This is a genomic window from Desulfoluna sp. HI9BLuna (genome assembly GCF_056829775.1).
Genome location: NZ_CP186555.1, coordinates 3,228,370 through 3,247,157 on the forward strand (window position 1 = coordinate 3,228,370; position 18,788 = coordinate 3,247,157).

Here is an 18,788-nt window from a genome sequence, read left to right on the forward strand (position 1 = left end):
CGATGCAGATCATGCGTCGTCTTTACGACTGGGTGTTGAGCTGGTCGGAGTCCCCCTACGGGAGCTGGGCCCTTTTCCTCATCGCCTTTGCCGAATCGTCCTTTTTTCCCATTCCACCGGACGTGCTCCTTGTGGCTCTGGCCGTGGGCGCCCACAAAAAGGCCTTTCGGTTTGCCCTGATCTGCACCGCAGGCTCGGTGCTGGGGGGCATGCTCGGGTACCTCATCGGCTGGCAGTTCATGGCCGCCATCGGGGATCGCATCGTGGCCCTCTTCGGCTTTGCCGACAAGTTCGCCCGGGTGGAACACCTCTACAACACCTGGGACGCCTGGGTGGTCTTTATCGCCGGGTTTACCCCCATTCCCTACAAGGTGTTCACCATTGCCGCAGGGCTCTTCTCCATCAATTTCCCCATCTTTGTCCTTGCCTCCGCCGTGGGCAGGGCCGGTCGCTTCTGCCTGGTGGCCGGGCTCATCTACCTCTTCGGCCCCACCATCAAAGCCTTCATCGACAAGTATTTCAACCTGGTGGTCACCGCCTTCACCGTCCTTCTCGTGGGCGGTTTTGTCCTTATTGCCCACGTGATGTAGGGCACGCGCTGGGGGCCGCTTGAAACCTCTCAGCGCCTGCATGACGGAACCCATCGCTGCAAGCGGTATCGAGGCTTTATCAATGCCTCCGTGTCTTAACCCGAGGAAGAAAGGTTAAAACACGGGGGCATTCTGTTTTTAGCCCTATCTGGTCGCCGGATGCCGTGCGGTGAAACCGAGAATGGACACGTAGCGACATCGTATCCTTTTACCTGGATGATTGCGGGCCAGCCCGCATAAACCATCTGCGTTTATGTCGGGCAAAGCGCAAGGGCTATCAGCTTTCGAGGTGGTTCACCTCGCCGCCGGAGGCTCGCTTTTAACTTGTTTTCTTGAGAAAGGCGGCAAAGGCGTCTGCCAGGGGGGAGGGGGTGCGCTTTTTGTGGCGGGTGAGGTAAAAGGAGCGCTTGAGGTTCACCCCTTCGATGGCGATGGCGGCCAGCAGGCCGGCCTGGATGTCCCGTTCCACGGCCCGCGTGGAGAGGATGGAGACCCCCACCCCGCACTTGACGGCCTCGCACACGGAGACGGTGTTGCCCATGCGGGCAGCGATCTTGAGGTCAGACGGGTTGAACCCGGCGTCGGAGAGGCTCTGGTCCAGGGACTTCAGGGTGCCGGATCCCTTTTCCCGGGTGACAAAGGGTTCGGTTTTCAGCATCTCCACGGGGATGCTTTTTCGTTTGGCCCAGGGGTGGTCAGCGGGGACGATGAGGCGCATGTCGTCTTCGAAAAGGGGCTCCTGGAAGATAGCCGGGTCCGAAAGGGGCGCCCCTGTGACGGCCAGCTCCACGTCACCGTTTAAGATGCCGTCGGCAATGTCCCGGGTGTCCCGGATGATGAGGGAGACCTGGACTTCGGGGTGGGCCTTGGCAAACCGGCCGATGATCTCGGGCAGGATGTATCCGCCGGGGATGGTGCTTCCGCCCAGGGTCAAAGAGCCCTTGGTGACGCCCCGGAACTGGGAGAGGGCTGTCTCGGCTTCGTCCCGCAGGGCCAGCAGGCGCTTGGCGTAGCTGAAGAGCAGGGTGCCGGCCTTGGTGGGCAGCACCTCTTTGCCAAGGCGGTCCAGGAGGCGGAACCCGCAGTGCTCCTCCAGGTCCTTGATGTGGCTGCTCACCGTGGGTTGGGAGAGGTAGATCGCTTCGGCTGCACGGGAAAAGCTCTTGAGCTCCACCACCTTGCAGAATATGGTCAGTTGCCAGAAATCCATGCCCGTTAACCCTTGCTGTATGCCTGGTGAAATTTATCTTTGAGCTTTTTCTCGATGGAGGGGGGCACCATGCCGGAGACGTCCCCGCCGAAGCTTGCCACTTCCTTGATACCGGAGGAGCTGGTGAAGATCCAGCGCATGCCGGTCATGAGAAAGACTGTCTGCACATCGCGGTTGAGCCGCCGGTTGAACATGGCCATCTGAAATTCGTTCTCGAAGTCCGAAACCGCCCGCATCCCGCGCAGGATGGCGTTGGCGTTTCGCTTCCGGGCGTAATCCACCACCAGCCCGTCAAAGGCATCCACCTCCACGGAATCCATTCCCTGAAAACAGTCTCGGATCATGGACAGGCGCTCCTCCACGGAAAAGAGGGGCTTTTTTGCCCTGTTGTTGAGGGTCACGATGACCACTTTGTCGAAGATTTTCAATCCACGTTCCACAAGATCGATGTGGCCATTGGTGAGGGGGTCGAAGGAACCGGGGTAAACGGCGATTGTCTCCATGGTGTCAGATCCTTTTTCGCTGAATGAACAGTGGGCCCAATGTCAGAGAAGCTCTAACACAAAAAAAAGAGGGGGAACAACCTTTTTCATCGGAAATTGCATATGTTAGAGGGGCAGGAGACGGGGCCGTGCAACCGGTTCCGCCACCGCGGCAGTGAATGCCGCGGCAGCAGGTGGCGGGAACCCCATGAATTAAGGGGGGTTGCCCGGGACGTGCCGGAAGGCCCGTATTTTTCGGGGAGCCCTTACTGGGGAGAGAGGAAGGAGAGGGCTGTGGAGCCGTAGTGCCGGGTCTCGGTGAGGGTCAGGCCGTCGGGCGCCGACGGTGCCTCGTCTGCGGCGTGTTCCACCACCACAAGCCCTTCCGGGGCCAGGGCCCCGGCTTGGCTGAGGTGGGCCAGGGCCAGGTCGTCCAGGCCTTTACGGTAAGGGGGGTCCATGAACACCAGGTCCAGCCGGGATGGGTAGCGGGAGAGGCAGCCCAGGTTGCGGGCGATGTCCCACTTGATGACGGTGCTTCTCTCCTCAAAGCCGCAGGCGGCGATGTTCTTCCGGCAGGTCTCCAGGGCCTGCCTCTGGTTGTCCACGAAGAGGCAATGGTCCGCCCCCCGGCTCAGGGCTTCGAGGCCCAGGGCCCCGGTGCCTGAGAAGAGGTCCAGGACAAAGGCCCCCCGGATGTGGCTCTGAATGATGTTGAAGAGGGTCTCCTTGACCCGGTCCGCCGTGGGCCGGGTGGCCATGCCGGGGACGGCCAGGAGTTTTTTCTTGCGTCGTTCTCCGCCAATGATGCGCATGGATGATGCCTGATGCCCTTACGATTTGAGAATTTTGGTGATGTGGCCCTTGCTGACGCCCAGGCTTTTGGCTGCTGCCGCCGTGTCGTTGTCGCACTCTGCGAGGCGCCGTTTGATGTACTCCCGTTCAAAGGCCTCTTTGGCCTCCCGGAAGTCGGCGATATCGGCCAGCTCAGAGAGGCTGTCCGCGCTCTCTCTGGTGTCCGGGGCGCGGTAGGGCGTGGGGAGATCGGCCAGGGCGACGGTCTCTTTATTGACCGTAATGAGCAGGCGCTCCACCAGGTTTTTCAGCTCCCGCACATTGCCGGGCCAGTTGTGGTCGGCCAAGGCTTCCATGGCGTCCTGCTCAAAGGCTTTGGGCTCGGACTCAGAGGTTTTGCACCACTCCTGGGTGAAGCGCCCCACCAGCAGGGGGAGGTCCTCCAGCCGGTTGCGCAAGGGGGGCATGTCCAAGGGCACGCCGTTGAGGCGGAAGTAGAGGTCTTCCCTGAAGCGTCCCTCTTCGATCTCTTTTCTGAGGTCCTTGTTGGTGGCGGCGATGATGCGCACGTTGACGTCGATGACCCGGCTCCCGCCCAGGCGGCAGAAGCGTTTCTCTTCGATGACCTGAAGCAGCTTGCCCTGGTTGGCCAGGGTCATGTCCCCGATCTCGTTGAAGAAGAGGGTGCCCCCGTCGGCCAGTTCAAAGCGGCCGATGTGCTTGGCCTTGGCCCCTTCGAAGGCGCCTTTTTCATGGCCGAGGAGCTCGCTTTCAAAAAGGGCTTCCGGGATGGCCGCGCAGTTGACCGTGATTAAAGGGCTCTCCGAATGGGTGCTGAACTGGTGGATGGTCCGGGCGGCAAGCTCCTTGCCGGTGCCGTTCTCCCCGGTGATGAGGATGGGGGCTTCGGTGGGGGCGGCTGCAATGATCTGCTGCTTCAGGGCCAGGATGGGAGGGCTGGAGCCGTCGATGGCGTTTTTGGCGATCATGCGGGTCCGCAGGAAGCGGTTCTCCTCTTCCAGCTTGCGAAAGTTCAGGGCGTTGTTGATGGCCACGATGACCTTGTCGATGCTGATGGGCTTTTCGATGAAGCTGAAGGCCCCGTACTTGGTGGCGGTGACCGCCGTGTCGATGGTGCCGTGGCCGGAGATCATGATAACGGGAATGTCCGGGTGGGACTTCTTGATCTCCCGCAGGGTTTCGATGCCGTCCAGGCCCGGCATCCAGATGTCCAGCAGCACCAGGTCGGGGTGCTCGGCGTCGATGGTCTTCAGGCACTCATAGCCGTTGGGGGCGGTCAGGACGTTAAACCCCTCGTCGGAGAGCAGCCCCTCAAGGGAATGGAGGATGGGCTGTTCGTCATCCACAATAAGCAGGGTTGGAAACATAAGGTGTTCTCCTTGGGCGGGCTCTTGGTGAGCCGAAGCCGGGATCAGGCCGGGGCCTGTACCGGGAATTCAATGACGAAGCGGGTGCCGGTGGGATCGTTGTCCAGCACCCGGATTTCGGCGTTATGGTCGGAAACAATGGAGTTGACGATGGCAAGGCCCAGGCCGGTCCCGGATTTTTTGGTCGAAAAGTAGGGCTCAAAGAGCCGGGCTTTGACGGGATCGGGGATGCCGGTTCCGGAGTCGGCCACCTCCAGGGTGACCACCTGCTTGAGGCTGTTGTACGAAAGGGATAGGGCGATTCGCCCCCGTCCCCGAACAGCCGCCACGGCGTTTTCGATCAGGTTGATGAGGGCCTGCTTGATCAACTGACGGTCGAGATTCAAAAGGGGAATATCATTTACAAACTCAACTGTAAACTCAATATCGGGGAGGCCCTCCCGGTAAAGGACCAGGCAGTCTTCCACGATGGGAGGCAGCTCGCAGGGCTCAGGGTTGGCAGTGGGGAATCGGGCAAAAGAGGCAAAGGAGTTCACCAGGTTGCGGATGAGGTCCACATGCTCGATGATGGTGCGGGTGCACTCGTCGAAGACCGGCTCGGCCACCACCTTGGAGTAGCGGCGCTTGAGGCGCTCGGCCGACAGGGCGATGGGGGTCAGGGGGTTCTTGACCTCGTGGGCGATGCGCCTTGCCACCTCTCGCCAGGCCGCAAGGCGCTGGATTTTTTCAAGCTCCGTCATGTCGTCAAAGACGATGACCAGGCCCATGGGGTTGCCGTTGTCGTCCCGGAGGGTGGTGGAGTGGACGTTGAAACTCCGGGGCTTGCCGCTGATGGCAAGGGAGACGGGAAAGTTGATGCCGTTGCCCGAGTTCTCCAGTTTTTCGGAGATCTCCTTGGCGGTCTGGCTCTCCTGGTCCCCTAAAAGCTCGGTGTAGTGGTGGCGGATCACATGCTTGCTCTTGACCTGCAGCATGCGCTCGGCAGACTTGTTGATGGTGGCCACATGGCCCGAGGGGTCCAGGGAGATGACCCCGGCCGAGACGCTCTGCAGGACAATCTCCATGTACTGCCGCTGCTCTTCGATCTCCAGGTTCTGCTCTTTAAGCATGCGGGCGGACAGGGCCAGCTGTTCCCGGCTGATCCCGAGGTCACGGGTCATTTTGTTGAAGTCCACCACCAGGCTGCCGATTTCGTCGTTTGCCACCACGTCGATGTGAAAGGAGAGGTCCCCTTCGGCAACGCGCCGCGTGCCCTTGGCAAGTTCCATGATGGGGATGGTGATGGAGCGGGCCAGGTAAAAGGCAAACCAGATGGCGCAGAAGAGGACCAGCAGGGCCACAATGGACAGGGCGATGAAATAGGTGGTGCGGATGGGCTTTTTCATCAGCTTGATCTGCTGATACTCTTCAAAGCCCCGGGTCACCGAGGAGATGTTGCCCACCAGCTCCCTGGAAACCCGGATGGTGATCACCACATAGGCCCGTGCGTTCTGGCGATCGGCCCGGAAGGGGACGGTGGCGATGCTGCGGATGAGTTCCTGGCCCCCGCTCTCTTCGATGAGGGTGTGGATCCCCTTGGACTGGGCAGCCTTCTGGAGTTCCCCGGCGGCGATGAGGTTGAGGGTGGTGGGGGCGGTGTCCGAGGAGATGGAGAAGGTGAGGCGATCGGTGTTTTTGCCGTAGACCTCGATGGCGTCTAAATTGAAGGCGCGCTGGCTCACCACGATGTAATTGGACAGGGCGCTTTTTTTGCTTGAGTTCAGGTACTTTTTGTCCAGCTGGTAGGCGATGCGATCCAGGAAGAAGGCGTTGTTCTTTTCAATGTGGGTGTAAAGCTCCCGGCCGATGGACAGGGAGTTTTCCAGGGCCTGTTCCACCGGAGCGTTGAACCAGTAGGCGATGCTGGTGGAGATGAACTGCATGGAAAAGTAAAAGAGCACCACCGTGGGCACCAGGGTCAGGGAGATGAAGGCGATGACGAGCTTTACCCGGAGCTTGGAGCCCATGGTCTTTTTCCGCCTGTCGAAGTAAGCCTTGGCCAGGTTGCGGAAGACCAGGATGATCAGGGTCAGCAGCAGCATCATGTTGATGTTGATGAGAATGAACATCAACAGGGTGTTGGAGATGGGAAAGTTGGCGCCGTAGTTTGATGCCTTGCTGATGGCGTAGGAGATGAGGCCCACGGTCACGATGAGAAGGGCAATGAAGAGGAACTCCCGCTTCTGCCGCTTTTTTTCCGCCTCGGCCGAGGGACGCTTCATGCTTAAGTCCATGGGCATCCGGCCGGGGGAAGAACCGGTTTTATGTGAAGACTCGGTGGGGGGCGTGTCAAGGGGTGGGGTCATGGCCACCTCTTAATAGACGAAGGCGGCGTGTCGCCAGTCGGTTTCAAAGGCGTCCAGATCGGCAAAGAGGCCGATGAACTTCAGGTAGACGGGCAGGGTGAACTCTTCCAGGCGGGCCCTGGCCCTGACCTGATAGGCTTCCCCGCGTGTCAGGTCGGTGAGGGCGGCCGCGCGCAGCCCTTCCAGGCGGCTCATGACCTGCTTGGCCTCTTCGTAGTTTTCCGTGGTGAGGCTCTGGGGCTCGGCCCAGGAGCGGGTGATGGTGTAGACCTTTTTCATGGCGTCGAACTTGACCCGGTGTTCGGCCCGGATGGAGGCGATGCGCTTGTCAAACCAGAACCGCTTCTGCTCGAAGATGTCGATGTCGTAGGAGACCGTGGTCTCCACCCCGCTCTGGACGGCGGTCTCCACCTTTTCCACAAAGGCCCCCTCCAGCTCGGTGTAAAGGAGCAGGTGGTCCCGGGTGTTGGTGATGGTGAGGCTTGCGAGCCGCGGGTCCTGGGACGCAGCCCCTGCGGCTGCGGCAAGGAGAAGGATCAGGAGCACCACACAGACGGCAAGCGTTGAGAGTCGGCTTTTCATAGGGCGTCGGCTTCCACCGTGCGTGTCTCCCAGGAGTCCTTGTGTTCGAACAGGGTCTCCAGGAAAGCGTGGTTAAAGGCGTGGCCGGACTTGCTGGTGGTGATGTGGGCAAGGATCGGCATCCCCAAGAGGGAAAAATCACCCAGGCAGTCCAGGAGCTTGTGGCGGGCGAACTCATCGGGGAACCTCAGGCCCCCTTCGTTCATGATGCCGTCGTCGGTGAGGGCGATGCCGGTGTCCAGCTCCGCGCCACGCCCCAGCCCGTAAAGCTTGAGCATTTTGATGTCCCGGTAGAACCCGAAGGTGCGGGCCGGGCTGATGTCCGTGAGGAAGGTGTTGTCCCGGGAGTCCAGGGTGACGCTCTGTTCGTTGATCATGGGGTGATTGAAGGCGATGCCGCAGGTGATGGAGAAGTGGTCGCACGGCACGGCGGTCACCCGCTTGTCCCCCTCGCAGAGCTCCACTTTTTTGGTGATGGCCAGAAAGCTCCGGGGTTTGTCCAGCGCCACGATGCCTGCTTCCATGATGCCTTCGGCAAACACGCGGGCACTGCCGTCCATGATGGGCATCTCATACCCGTCGATGGTCACCAGGGCGTTGTCGATGGCAAGGCCAGCAAAGGTGGCCATGAGGTGCTCGATGGTGGAGACAATGGCGCCCTCCTGGCCGATGACCGTGGCAAGGCTCGTGTCCACGACGTTTCGGAACAGGGCCCGGATGGTGGGGCTGTCCGGGAGGTCGCTGCGCTGGAACCGGATGCCGTGATTGGCGGGGGCCGGATGGACGGTCAGGTTGACCCGAACACCGGAGTGGACGCCGGTTCCCGAGCATGAAAAAGGTTTTGCTAAGGTGCGTTGATTCATGTAAATTGTCATCACCGTATCGTCTGCGGGGGCCTGAAAAAGGCCGCCCGATATCGTCGTTTTGATCGTGTCCGATCGTTTCAGTGTCCCTTGAGAGTCTTTCCCGACGTATCCAAATCGTTTGTGCATGGTTGTGTGATGGGTTTGTCCGATAAACGCATCAGGCGTGTCGACATCCTATGCCCCGAAAGGGCCGTCTGTCTGTGCGTGGTATCACTCGTAAAGTCGACACACGCGGGTGGATGTGGGTGCCGTGGTCCGTGGCCCCTGATTATTCGGAAAAATCTCAACTTAGTGGGTTTATATATCAAATACCATGAAATATCAAAGCCATTGTCATCCCGGAGCCCGGGGCTCCCTGGGGGGTGAAAAGGAGGGGGCGTGCTGGCCAGGGTTTTCAGCAGTGCACTGGTGGGGGTGGAAGCCCGGGTGGTGGATGTGGAGGTGGATATCGCCCGCGGACTTCCGGCCTTTACCACGGTGGGGCTTGCCGAGACCGCCGTGCGGGAGAGCCGGGAGCGGGTCAAGGCGGCGGTGACCAATTCCGGCTTCCAGTTTCCCAGGGATCGCATCACCGTCAACCTGGCCCCGGCCGACATGCGCAAGGAGGGCACGGGCTTTGACCTGCCCGTGGCCTTAGGGGTTCTCACGGCAACGGGCATGGTGCCCCAGGGCGCGGCATCGGGCTTTTTGATCTGCGGGGAGCTGGCCCTGGACGGACGAGTCAAGCCGGTGCGAGGCGTCCTGGCCATGGCCATGGAGGCCGGGCGTCGCGGGATGAACGCGGTGATGGTCCCCAGGGACAACGGTATCGAGGCCTCGGTGGTGCGGGGCATCAGGGTCTTTGCCGTGGGAAGCCTCTCCGAGGCCGTGGGGTTTTTCAAGGGCATCCATCCCCTGATGCCCGAGCCGCCCTTTGAGGGGCTGGAGCCCGGTGCCGGGACCTGCCCCGTGGATTTTTCAGACATCGTGGGCCAACAACATGCCAAGCGGGCCCTTGAGATCGCGGCGGCCGGGCGCCACAACCTCCTGATGAACGGGCCGCCGGGTTCCGGGAAAACCATGCTGGCCCGCGCCCTTCCCTCCATCTTGCCTCCCCTCTCCTTTGGCGAGGCCCTGGAGACCACCCGGGTCCACTCCGCAGCGGGCCTTCTGGACAGAAACACGCCCCTGGTCACCATTCGCCCGGTGCGTTCCCCCCACCACACCATCTCCGATGCGGGCCTCATCGGTGGGGGCCAAAACCCCATGCCCGGGGAGGTGAGCCTTGCCCACAACGGGGTGCTGTTTTTAGACGAGCTGCCCGAGTTCAAAAAGCGGGTCCTGGATGTCCTGAGGCAGCCTTTGGAAGATGGGGATGTCCACATCGCCCGGGCCCGCATCAAGGTTACCTACCCCAGCGACACCCTTCTCGTCTGTGCCATGAACCCCTGCCCCTGCGGATACGCCACCCACCCCGGCCGGGAATGCCGCTGCTCCTCCGTGCAGGTGGAACGATACCAGGAACGCATCTCCGGCCCCTTGCTGGACCGCATCGACCTCCATGTGGAGGTGCCCGCCGTCTCCTTTGACGAACTCTCCGGACGAAAACAGACCGGGGCAGAGGCTTCAGCCGCAGTGCGGGAGCGGGTGGTGGCCGCCGTGGCCCGGCAATCACATCGGTTCAAAGACCTTCCCGTCCGGTTCAACGGCCAGATGGGAAGCCGCGAGGTAAGAGCCTTCTGCCAGGTGGGCCCGGACTCCCGGGACCTGCTTGAATCCGCGGTGAAACGCCTGGGCCTCTCAGCCCGCGCCTGGATGCGCTGCCTGAAAATGGCCCGCACCATCGCCGACCTCGAAGGCGTCGATGCCATCGATACCCCCCACGTGGCCGAAGCCATCCAGTACCGGGAGATCTTCTCCCGGGCCGACGAACGGGAACCCTGGGAAGCAACCTGCCCCAGTTAAAACACAGGCAGCGATGCCTTCTATGGTTAAAGTCGGGGGCAAAAGCAAGCCTCCGGCGGCGAGGTGAGCCACCTCGAAAGCTGATTGCCCTTGCGCTTTGTCCCTCGTTCCTCGGGCCAAAGCGCAAGGGCCTTCGGCTCGGGCTACGCCCGACATGAACGCTGAGGGTTTATACGGGCAGGCTCACAAGCTTCGACGTAACAGGATACGTTGTTGCTACTTGTCCAATGTGGATCTATCCGCATTGCCTCCGGCGGCCAGGGGATTTTGGGCCTAAGTGGCTTCGCCACCCTGGACCCCAGGTTGCGAAAGCCCTCCCCCTTCGTTCCTCAGGGGAAGAGCTTTCGCGAAGATTTTTGTGAAATTGAGCAAAACCTGTTTGCCAAACCCAAGACATCTAATTGGCAAAAGTTTGGCCCCCGGCAGGGCCGCCGGAGGCATCATTAGAAAGAGTGACGAGGTGTCGAATCGTGGGCTTGACATCCGTTCCTCAGGCACCTATGAGCCCTTAGCCCTTAGCCCTTAGCCCTTAGCCCTTAGCCCTTAGCCCTTAGCCCTTAGCCCTTAGCCCTTAGCCCTTAGCCCCCCATCGTTTCCTTTTTAAGGTGTCGCCACAGGGTTGCCGTACCGATGCCCAGGATGCCGGCGGTCTCTTTTTTGTTGCCGTTGGTGTGTGCCAGGACCTTGTGGATGTAGCGGTGGGTGAGGTCTTCCAGGCTGGGAAGGTCGCCGTCGATGCTGTCGCCGGATGGGGTTGTGCGCCGGGCTTCCGGGAGGTGATCGGTGTCGATGGGGGTGTTGCCGGCAAGGATGAGGCCGTGTTCCACCCAGTTTTCAAGCTCGCGGACGTTGCCGGGCCAGGTGTGGCTTTGCAGGGCTTTTTCTGCGGCTGACGAAAACCCCGGGTGGTCCGGGGCCCGTTTTTTCAAGGCGGCGTGGGCCAGGGGGAGGATGTCCGCTTTGCGTTGGGCCAGTGAGGGCAGGGTGATGGGAAAGACCGACAACCGGTAGTAGAGGTCCTGGCGAAAGGAGCCTTCCCGGGCCATGGCGGCCAGGTCGCGGTTGGTGGCGGCGACGATGCGGGCCTTGACGGGGATGTCCTCCAGGCCGCCCACCGGGCGTACTTCCCTCTCCTGCAGGGCGCGCAAGAGCTTGCCCTGGACAGGCAGGGGCATGTCCCCGATTTCGTCCAGAAAGATTGTGCCTTCCCCTGCGGAGACAAAGAGCCCTTTTTTTGTTTTTTCAGCGCCGGTAAAGGCTCCGCGCACGTGGCCGAAGAGTTCGGATTCCAGGAGCTCCGGGGGCAGGGCCGCGCAGTTGATGGCCAGAAAGGGGGCATTGCTGCGGCGGGATCCGGCATGGATCCGGCGGGCCACAACCTCCTTGCCCGATCCGCTCTCCCCTAAGATAAGGACCGTGGCGTCGGTGGGGGCCACCTTGTCGGTGCGATCCAGCACGGCCCGAAAGCCGGAATCCCTGCACACCGGGTCGGTTGTTGCGAAAAAGGGCGGGGCCGCGGCCGGGCGATGTTCAAGGCCCAGGATTTCCCTTAGCTTGGTGATGTTGCTCTCCAGGGCGTGGTCGCCCTCATCATCCATGTACGGCGGGGCCTCGCCCATGTCCCATTCCGTCGCCGGTTTTCCTTCAAAGTGGCATTCCGCTGTTCCCATGGCCTGGCAGGCCGTTTCCTTCACCACAATTTTTTCTCCGAACACCGCCGAGGCGTACCCGCTGAGGATGGCGCACAGGGCCAGGCACACCGGTCGCCCGGCATGGCCCCTGTTTTTGCGGCTGTTTGTTTTGAGGTAGATGGCGGTTTCAAAGGATCCGGCCCACCGGCCGCTGAATCGCACCAGCTTTCCCTCGGGGGTGATGTCCAGGGAGGTGATGCGTTCGTGGCAGTAGCCGGTGAAGTTCCGAAGCCTGCTCCCTGCGTGAAGGTGCTCCGAGGCCGATGAAAAGGCGCAGAGCCCGGACAGGGTTGTGGCCTGGCCCAGGCCGACCTCGTAGCCCAGGTTTTCGGCAATGCGTCGGCGGGTTTTTTTGTCCACCATTTCGGTAAAGTCCCGGTAAAACCGTTCCAGGGTGGCGATGCTGACGCCCAGGACACGGCTGGGGCCGAAAAGGGGAAACCCGTATTGGGGGTCCCGGGTGATGAGTTGCGACGGGGAGAAGGGGTCGGAAAGCATAATGATCACCTCTGTGAAAGTGGGCTCAGGGTTTAAACTTTGTATCATTTTGAAATTATGATTTCAATATGAAACGAAATGGCGTGTAACCTGTCCGTTCCGGGATTCTGTGAATGTGGTGGAATGATTACTCAATAACCATTGTTCACGCAGTGGCACGATGGTTGCACAATTGACTTCCGGTAGAAGAGTGGTACAGTGCTGCGCGGTTTAAGTGAACGCTGGTCGCATATGTAGAAGGCGTCATTAACTTTTGAACCGGGCTTTAATATGCACCTGATGTGTAGTGTTCCGTACGGTCGGTTTTTTGACTCTGAGATCGGTGTGCTGGGTCGCAACATCCCAGATATCTTGCCGGAAATCTCCCTGAAGAGGGCGAGTAGGTGTGACGGTGGGACGGTGTTTATGGATGGGGCACTGGTATGAAGGGATGATTTCAGTCCCGGGTTTCGAGCGTCGCTGCTATGTTGACATGCTATGTGTAAGGAGGAAACAATGGTGAAACGTTTTGCTTGTGCGGCGGTTTGTGTGCTTGCCGCTTCCACGATGGCTTATGCAGGTTCGGTGGATACATACGGTATCGGTGCCAGGGCTACCGCCCTGGGCGGGGCCTATGCGGCCACGGCCGACGACCCCTTTGCCGCGTACTACAACCCGGCGGGCCTCTCCCAGATTGAGGGCAAGGTCTTTTCCGTGGGAGCCCTTGCGGTGGACCCCACCATCGAGATGTCCCAGTTTACGGTGACCAACCGCTCGGATATGTCGCAAAACCTCATTGAGCCTACGGATTTCAGCGACGAGTCCGACATTCTGGTGGCCCCTCATCTGGGCTATGCCCAGAAGATCAGCGAGCGTTTCGCCTTGGGCGTTGCAGCGTACGCACCCTGGGGCATGGAGCTGGACTGGGAAAAGGACCCCACTAAAAACCCGGGTTCTTACAGTGCCTATCACTCTTACTATAAGCGATATGGCGTGACGCCTTCCCTTTCGTACAAGGTGAACGATAAGCTCTCCTTCGGTGTGGGGGTCACCATCGGCAAGTCTGAGGCCGGTGCAGATACGAGTAAGTATCTGATTTCCAATACCACTGAGTTTGTAGGGAAACTGATCGACAATGCCGATACGATCAGTAAGAAAATGGGAACAGGCCCAATTAATAACGTTGCTGGTGCCGCCGTTGTTTATGCGAATGCAGCGGCTGCCGACCCCGAAAAGTATGGGGAAGCCGCGGCCTACTCAGCCCAGCTGAGCGCAGCCGGGATCGTGGACGGAAGTGAATTTGGGAATCTTCCCTCTCCCGACCATCAGGCCGCCATCGGCATGGAGTTGGAAGATGATGTAAACTATTCGTACAACATCGGTGTGATGTACAAGCCCAAGGAGACCATTACCCTCGGTTTGACTTACCGGAGCGAGTGCGATGCCGATTTTGAAGGCGACGTGTTTAAAGACGGTGTCAAGGTTGCAACGGCAACGATGGACTACAATCACCCCCAGCAGATACAGGCCGGTGTACGCTACCAGCCCCATGACAAGTTCTCCATTGAATGCGACCTGGTCTGGACGGACTGGAGCATTAACAAGGACCAGGTGTCCAAGCTGTCCAACCCCATAGACATTGGCGTGTTTCCAGGTGCTGATCCCATACAGAGTGGCATGGAAGAAGCTTATGAAAGGGATTGGGAAGACACCAAGCAGCTCCGCTTCGGCATGGAATACATCATCAACGACATGATCACCGTGCGCGGCGGTTACTTCTACGACCCCACGCCCATCCCCGACAACACCCTGGACATGCAGTGGCCCGATGCGGACAAGAAGACCTACTCCCTGGGAGCCGGGTTTAACTTTGGTCGCTACACCATTGATGCGGTGTTTCAGTACACGGACATCGAGCAGGCCCGTGTGGTGGGTGGCGAGAGCACGAACCTCAACGAAAGCTTTGCAGGCAACGTGGTTTCAGCCAGCGCCGACGGCTACATCGTGGGCGGGGGCGTGACCCTGACAGCCCGCTTCTGATTTTTTTCAGTCTCCCGGCACCGGCGACCGTCGGTGTCCTCGGGGGAGGGGCACCCCGCCATCGCCATTGGCCCCTTCCCCGGCATTGCAGCGATGGGCCCGGGCCCTCCTGGGTCCGGGTCGTCACTGCAGACAGTGGTTGTGAGCACAAAAAAGCCGTGCATCGGCAACAAAAAAAGGGCCGCCCCGGATGGGGGCGGCCCTTTTTGCGTTCGAATGCGGTGGTGGTTCGTTCAGTTGTTTCAGGGGTCAGTGCTTGCCGCCATGCGCGATGTGCAGCTTCACATCGCCTCGCTTGATGATCTCAAGGAAGGAGGCCGGGGGGGTGCGGTCTGTAAACAGGGCGTCTACTTCTTCCAGGTTGCCGATGCGCACCATGGCACTTCGGTTGAACTTGGAGTGGTCGGCCACCAGGAAGACCTGGCGGGAGTTGCTGATGATGGCCCGGGCGATGCGCACTTCGTTGTAGTCGAAGTCGATGAGGGTGCCGTCGGGGTCGATGCCCGCCACCGAGATGATGCCGAAATCCACTTTGAACTGGCTGATGAAGTCGATGGCCGCCTCCCCGGTGATGCCGAGGTCGTGGTTTCGGACCACGCCCCCGGAGACCAGGATTTCAAAGCCCCGGTTCTGCCCCAGGATGGATGCCACGTTGAGGTTGTTGGTGATGACTCGCAGGCCGGTCTTGTCCACCAGGGCCCGAGCCACCTCTTCGGTGGAGGTGCCGATGTCCAGAAACAGGGAGGCGTTGTTGGGGATGAACTGGGCCACGTGCTGGGCCACGCGGATTTTCTCTTCCGAACACAGCGATTTTCGGGTGGAGTAGGTGAAGTTTTCCACGCTGTTCAGGAGACCGGCGCCTCCGTGGTAACGCTGGAGCAGCTTGGCGCTGCACAGGTTGTTGATATCCCGCCGGATGGTCTGGGGCGTCACGGAGAAGTGCTGGGAGAGCCCTTCGATGGAGACAAAGCCCTTTTCAAGGACCATGTCATAGATCGCCTTCTGACGCCTCGGCAGCGTTCGGATGACATCTGCTGCGTTGTATTCCCGATCCCCGGTGTTCACCTCTACTCTCCTTATTTTCGGTTTTGATGAGAACGAACCTGCAAAGTTTAATGTGTGATAGCATCGTAATTCCTTTTTCTCAAGAGCTATTATCCCGATTCTCTGTGCCGGAAGCAATAGTTTTGGGTTTTCAAATCCGAAAATTTATGTTGTATTGTGAACAATCTGCTGGATGTGGATGGTCAAAGGATCGATTCCGAACCTTGTCAGGGAACCGGACGCGCTGGAAATGCCAAGAAGTTTATGGTTGAAAACCAAAGGGTTTACCGCAGCGTGTCCGCCGGGTATCCGAAATGTGTGTCTGTTTTGGAAAACGAACATCCTGAGCTGCGGGGGATCTTTTGACGTGCGGTCTCGGTCCGTGTGTGGAATACGGGGGCGCTGTTGCACTGATGGGCAGGTCCTTAATCTGACTCTATAAGACGGAGCATCATGGGATGATGAAGCGAATAAAAGCGGATGTAACGGTCATCGGGGCCGGAGCGACCGGGTGCGGCGTAGCGCGCGACCTGGCGCTTCGGGGATTGAAGGTGTTGCTGGTGGAGCGCGGGGACGTCAACTCCGGCGCGTCGGGGGGCAACCACGGCCTTCTCCACAGCGGGGCGAGGTATCTCTATTCGGATCGGCACTCAGCCGAAGAGTGCAGGGATGAGAACGCACTGCTCCGCGAGATGGCCCCTCAGTGCATCGAGGCCACCGGCGGCTTGTTTGTGGGTGTTGAAGGGGATGACGAAAATTACATGGCGGACTTTGAGAGCCTTCTCAGTCAGAGCGATATGCCTCACAGGCAGCTCGACGTGGCCGAAGCGCGTGCCATGGAGCCGAACCTCACCGGCGGTATTGTTGCGGCCTACGAGGTCGCCGACGCCACCGTGGATCCTTTTCGACTCTCCCTTGACAACGTCTCCGATGCCCTGAGCCACGGGGCGGAGCTCCTCTGCGGCACCGAGCTGGCAGGGGTGACCCGTAAGGGATCCAAGGTGACCCATGCTCTTTTGAAACGCCGGGCAACGGGCGAGACCGTGGAGGTAGAGACCTCCTGCGTGGTCAACGCCGCCGGCGCCTGGGCAGGTCAGGTGGCGGCCATTGCCGGGGCCACGACCCAGGTGCGGTGCTCCAAGGGGAGCCTCCTGGTGACGGACCATCGCCTCACCACCCGGGTGGTGAACCGCCTGCGTCCCCCCTCGGATGCGGACATTGTGGTACCCGGAGGCACCGTCTCCATTGTGGGGACCACGTCCTCCCATGTGGATGACCCGGATGCGGCCTGGCCCACCACCGATGAAGTGGATCGCATGGTGGAGGAGGCCATTCCCTTGTTGCCGATCCTTGAACGGACGCGGATGATCCGGGCCTACAGCGGGGTACGTCCCCTGTTCGGCGCCGCCTCCGGCGGAGACGATCGAAGGGTCAGCCGAGGGTTTGTCCTGATGGATCATGCGGAGGAGGGGGTGGAAAACCTGTTTACCATCACCGGCGGCAAACTCACCACCTACCGGCTCATGGCGGAAAGAGCTGCGGACGCCGTCTGCCATTACCTCGGCACAGGCGGACCCTGTCTGACCCGTACCCGCATCCTGCCGGCCAGTGGCGACGCCATGTGGACCGAGCCCGGCGCGGCCCCGAAAAAGTGGATGTCCGGTCATCAGGACGGTGACGGCATGATCTGCGAGTGTGAAATGGTCTCCGAGTCGGTCATCGGTTCCCTGGTGGCCTCCCTGGAAAGCCAGGGCCTTGCCCGGGGCCTTGTGGAAGTGGGCTTGCGAAGCCGCGTGGGCAAAGGTCCCTGTCAGGGGAGCTTCTGCGGGCTGAGGCTGGCCGCCTGGATGTACGGCCAGGGGCACGTGACAGGGGACGAGGGCCTCTCCGGTCTGGCCCGTTTTTATAAGGAGCGCTGGAAGGGGATGCGATCCGTCTCCTGGGGAGAGAACCTCGCCCGGGCGGAGCTTCATGAAGCCCTGCAGTGCGGACTCTTTGGAATGGAGGTGGGTCATGAGTAATGCAGCGGATATGGGCCGTACGGCCAGAGACCCCTGGAACGGCCAGCGAGACGTCGTGGTGGTGGGAAACGGACTTGCCGGAAGCGCGGCAGCTCTCTTTGCGGCAAAAAAGGGGCTCAAGGTTGCCGTGGTGGGCACGGGCAGCCAGCTGCCTTTGTCCAGCGGCCTGTTCGATCTGGCGGGCATGTTGCCCGGTGACAAGGCGTACTCCGCAGCTCCCTGGCAGACTGTTCAGGACCTGGTGAGCCAGGGGCCCGGCCACCCCTACGGAAAGGTTGGGGCCGACGCCATTGCCCAGGCCTTTAAAGGGTTCCTGGCGGTTCTGGAAGAGGAAGGGGTGGGCTATCGAATCTGTGAAACCAACGCCCGGGTGGTGACCAGCGTGGGGTCTCTCAAGGCCAGCTATGCCCTGCCCGAGACCATGGTCGCAGGGGCAACGGCCCTTGAGCAGGGGCTCAAGACCCTTATTGTGGGAATCCGAAGGCTCAAAGGGTTTGAGGCGAGCCAGGTTGCTCAGTCGGCTGCCCCCATCTGGCCCGGGCTCTCATCGGTTGTGGTTGCACCCGAAGGCCTGGGACGTCCCGGGGACATCTACCCCGAAGCCCTGGCGCGGGAGCTGGACCTTCCCGAAGCATGCGATCGGCTCATCGAGGCCATCCGTCCTCACCTGGACGGGCACAAGGCCGTGGGCCTTCCCCCTGTCCTCGGCATGGAGAAGAGCCGCGAGACCCTGGCCTATATGGAAAAGGGCCTGGGCGTTCCCTGTTTTGAAATCCCCGGCATGCCCCCCACGGCCGCCGGCGTCCGGCTGCGAGAAGCCTTGGACCGGGCCTTCTCAAGGTATGGTGTTGCGACCTTCGTGGGCGGGCGGGTCACAAAGGCTTCCAAAGGGGAGGGCGGGTTCACCGTGACCGCCTCCCTGAGGGGCGAGGAGCGGACCGTTTCGGCCCGCAAGATGATCCTGGCCACCGGTCGCTTCATGGGTGGCGGACTGGCCGGGGACCGGCTTCGTATCACCGAGCCCCTTCTGGATCTGTATGTCTCCCAGCCCCAGAGCCGGGACGCCTGGCACCGATGCGACCTCTTCCACCCCGAAGGCCACGCCGTGAACCGGGCCGGGATCATCGCCGATACGGCCATGCGCCCCCTGGACAGCGACGGCAACGTGGTGGACCCGAGCCTTTTTGTGGCCGGCAGCATCCTGGCCCATCAGGACTGGAAACGGGAGAAGAGCGGGGCAGGGATCTCCATTGCCACCGCCTTCAGAGCCGCGGAATCCTGCAGCGTGTAAGTCTTCTACGGACTGATAAGCG

At 60.7% G+C, this 18,788-nt stretch carries 14 protein-coding genes; 5 read left to right on the plus strand and 9 right to left on the minus strand.

What is annotated here, in order from left to right; translation table 11 throughout:
• The first annotated feature begins 2 nt into the window (after positions 1-2).
• Positions 3-590 carry a YqaA family protein gene (locus tag ACOYW0_RS13055; RefSeq protein WP_180138836.1) on the plus strand — a complete coding sequence of 196 codons (588 nt, stop codon included), beginning with the start codon at positions 3-5 and terminating at the stop codon, positions 588-590.
• A 319-nt stretch (positions 591-909) separates the two neighbouring features.
• Here the strand turns inward: ACOYW0_RS13055 and ACOYW0_RS13060 are convergent, their stop codons facing one another.
• From ACOYW0_RS13060 to lpxC, 7 genes are all read right to left on the minus strand, one after another.
• Positions 910-1,800, minus strand: coding sequence for a selenium metabolism-associated LysR family transcriptional regulator (locus ACOYW0_RS13060; protein ID WP_482414313.1), 891 nt, complete (start codon positions 1,798-1,800; stop codon positions 910-912).
• A gap of 5 nt (positions 1,801-1,805) precedes the next feature.
• Positions 1,806-2,303 (minus strand): pantetheine-phosphate adenylyltransferase, encoded by a 498-nt coding sequence (gene coaD, locus ACOYW0_RS13065; protein WP_180138840.1) that lies wholly within the window; start codon positions 2,301-2,303, stop codon positions 1,806-1,808.
• 245 nt (positions 2,304-2,548) lie between these two features.
• Positions 2,549-3,097, minus strand: a complete 549-nt coding sequence (gene rsmD, locus ACOYW0_RS13070; protein ID WP_482414314.1) for a 16S rRNA (guanine(966)-N(2))-methyltransferase RsmD — start codon at positions 3,095-3,097, stop codon at positions 2,549-2,551.
• 18 nt (positions 3,098-3,115) lie between these two features.
• Entirely contained in the window at positions 3,116-4,465 is a 1,350-nt protein-coding gene (locus ACOYW0_RS13075; RefSeq protein ID WP_482414315.1) for a sigma-54-dependent transcriptional regulator, read from the minus strand.
• A 44-nt stretch (positions 4,466-4,509) separates the two neighbouring features.
• Positions 4,510-6,810: an ATP-binding protein gene (locus ACOYW0_RS13080; protein ID WP_482414316.1), complete on the minus strand. Its 2,301-nt coding sequence runs from the start codon at positions 6,808-6,810 to the stop codon at positions 4,510-4,512.
• Between the two features lie 9 nt (positions 6,811-6,819).
• Positions 6,820-7,392: a DUF4390 domain-containing protein gene (locus ACOYW0_RS13085; protein ID WP_180138846.1), complete on the minus strand. Its 573-nt coding sequence runs from the start codon at positions 7,390-7,392 to the stop codon at positions 6,820-6,822.
• Positions 7,389-8,255, minus strand: coding sequence for a UDP-3-O-acyl-N-acetylglucosamine deacetylase (lpxC, locus tag ACOYW0_RS13090; RefSeq protein WP_482414317.1), 867 nt, complete (start codon positions 8,253-8,255; stop codon positions 7,389-7,391). Before lpxC ends, ACOYW0_RS13085 begins: the two co-directional genes overlap by 4 nt.
• 381 nt (positions 8,256-8,636) lie before the next feature.
• On the opposite strand from lpxC, the gene ACOYW0_RS13095 reads away from it, so the two are divergent.
• Complete coding sequence (locus ACOYW0_RS13095) at positions 8,637-10,202, plus strand: YifB family Mg chelatase-like AAA ATPase (RefSeq protein WP_482414318.1); 1,566 nt, start codon at positions 8,637-8,639, stop codon at positions 10,200-10,202.
• Between the two features lie 578 nt (positions 10,203-10,780).
• On the opposite strand, the gene ACOYW0_RS13100 is transcribed toward ACOYW0_RS13095, so the two are convergent.
• The gene (locus ACOYW0_RS13100; RefSeq protein ID WP_482414319.1) at positions 10,781-12,391 is read right to left on the minus strand and encodes a sigma 54-interacting transcriptional regulator; all 1,611 of its coding nucleotides are present in this window, start codon (positions 12,389-12,391) and stop codon (positions 10,781-10,783) included.
• A 495-nt stretch (positions 12,392-12,886) separates the two neighbouring features.
• On the opposite strand from ACOYW0_RS13100, the gene ACOYW0_RS13105 reads away from it, so the two are divergent.
• On the plus strand, positions 12,887-14,410 hold the full coding sequence (locus tag ACOYW0_RS13105) for an OmpP1/FadL family transporter (protein ID WP_482414320.1): 1,524 nt from the start codon (positions 12,887-12,889) through the stop codon (positions 14,408-14,410).
• A gap of 249 nt (positions 14,411-14,659) precedes the next feature.
• On the opposite strand, the gene ACOYW0_RS13110 is transcribed toward ACOYW0_RS13105, so the two are convergent.
• A complete protein-coding gene (locus tag ACOYW0_RS13110; protein ID WP_246317750.1) occupies positions 14,660-15,475 on the minus strand; it encodes a DeoR family transcriptional regulator in 816 nt (271 codons plus the stop codon).
• Positions 15,476-15,912: 437 nt separating this feature from the next.
• Here ACOYW0_RS13110 and glpA point away from each other — a divergent pair, with 437 nt between their 5' ends.
• Both glpA and glpB read left to right on the plus strand, forming a co-directional pair.
• The gene (glpA, locus tag ACOYW0_RS13115) at positions 15,913-17,475 is read left to right on the plus strand and encodes an anaerobic glycerol-3-phosphate dehydrogenase subunit GlpA (protein WP_482414321.1); all 1,563 of its coding nucleotides are present in this window, start codon (positions 15,913-15,915) and stop codon (positions 17,473-17,475) included.
• On the plus strand, positions 17,468-18,766 hold the full coding sequence (glpB, locus tag ACOYW0_RS13120) for a glycerol-3-phosphate dehydrogenase subunit GlpB (protein ID WP_482414322.1): 1,299 nt from the start codon (positions 17,468-17,470) through the stop codon (positions 18,764-18,766). The genes glpA and glpB overlap by 8 nt, the downstream gene beginning before the upstream one ends.
• Positions 18,767-18,788 lie beyond the last annotated feature (22 nt).

Excerpts from the sequence above, each read along its gene's own strand:
- ACOYW0_RS13055 (WP_180138836.1), top strand. The coding sequence starts at position 3 with ATGCAGATCATGCGTCGTCTTTACGACTGGGTGTTGAGCTGGTCGGAG.
- ACOYW0_RS13060 (WP_482414313.1), bottom strand. The coding sequence starts at position 1,800 with ATGGATTTCTGGCAACTGACCATATTCTGCAAGGTGGTGGAGCTCAAG.
- coaD (WP_180138840.1), bottom strand. The coding sequence starts at position 2,303 with ATGGAGACAATCGCCGTTTACCCCGGTTCCTTCGACCCCCTCACCAAT.
- rsmD (WP_482414314.1), bottom strand. The coding sequence starts at position 3,097 with ATGCGCATCATTGGCGGAGAACGACGCAAGAAAAAACTCCTGGCCGTC.
- ACOYW0_RS13075 (WP_482414315.1), bottom strand. The coding sequence starts at position 4,465 with ATGTTTCCAACCCTGCTTATTGTGGATGACGAACAGCCCATCCTCCAT.
- ACOYW0_RS13080 (WP_482414316.1), bottom strand. The coding sequence starts at position 6,810 with ATGACCCCACCCCTTGACACGCCCCCCACCGAGTCTTCACATAAAACC.
- ACOYW0_RS13085 (WP_180138846.1), bottom strand. The coding sequence starts at position 7,392 with ATGAAAAGCCGACTCTCAACGCTTGCCGTCTGTGTGGTGCTCCTGATC.
- lpxC (WP_482414317.1), bottom strand. The coding sequence starts at position 8,255 with ATGAATCAACGCACCTTAGCAAAACCTTTTTCATGCTCGGGAACCGGC.
- ACOYW0_RS13100 (WP_482414319.1), bottom strand. The coding sequence starts at position 12,391 with ATGCTTTCCGACCCCTTCTCCCCGTCGCAACTCATCACCCGGGACCCC.
- ACOYW0_RS13105 (WP_482414320.1), top strand. The coding sequence starts at position 12,887 with ATGGTGAAACGTTTTGCTTGTGCGGCGGTTTGTGTGCTTGCCGCTTCC.
- glpA (WP_482414321.1), top strand. The coding sequence starts at position 15,913 with ATGATGAAGCGAATAAAAGCGGATGTAACGGTCATCGGGGCCGGAGCG.
- glpB (WP_482414322.1), top strand. The coding sequence starts at position 17,468 with ATGAGTAATGCAGCGGATATGGGCCGTACGGCCAGAGACCCCTGGAAC.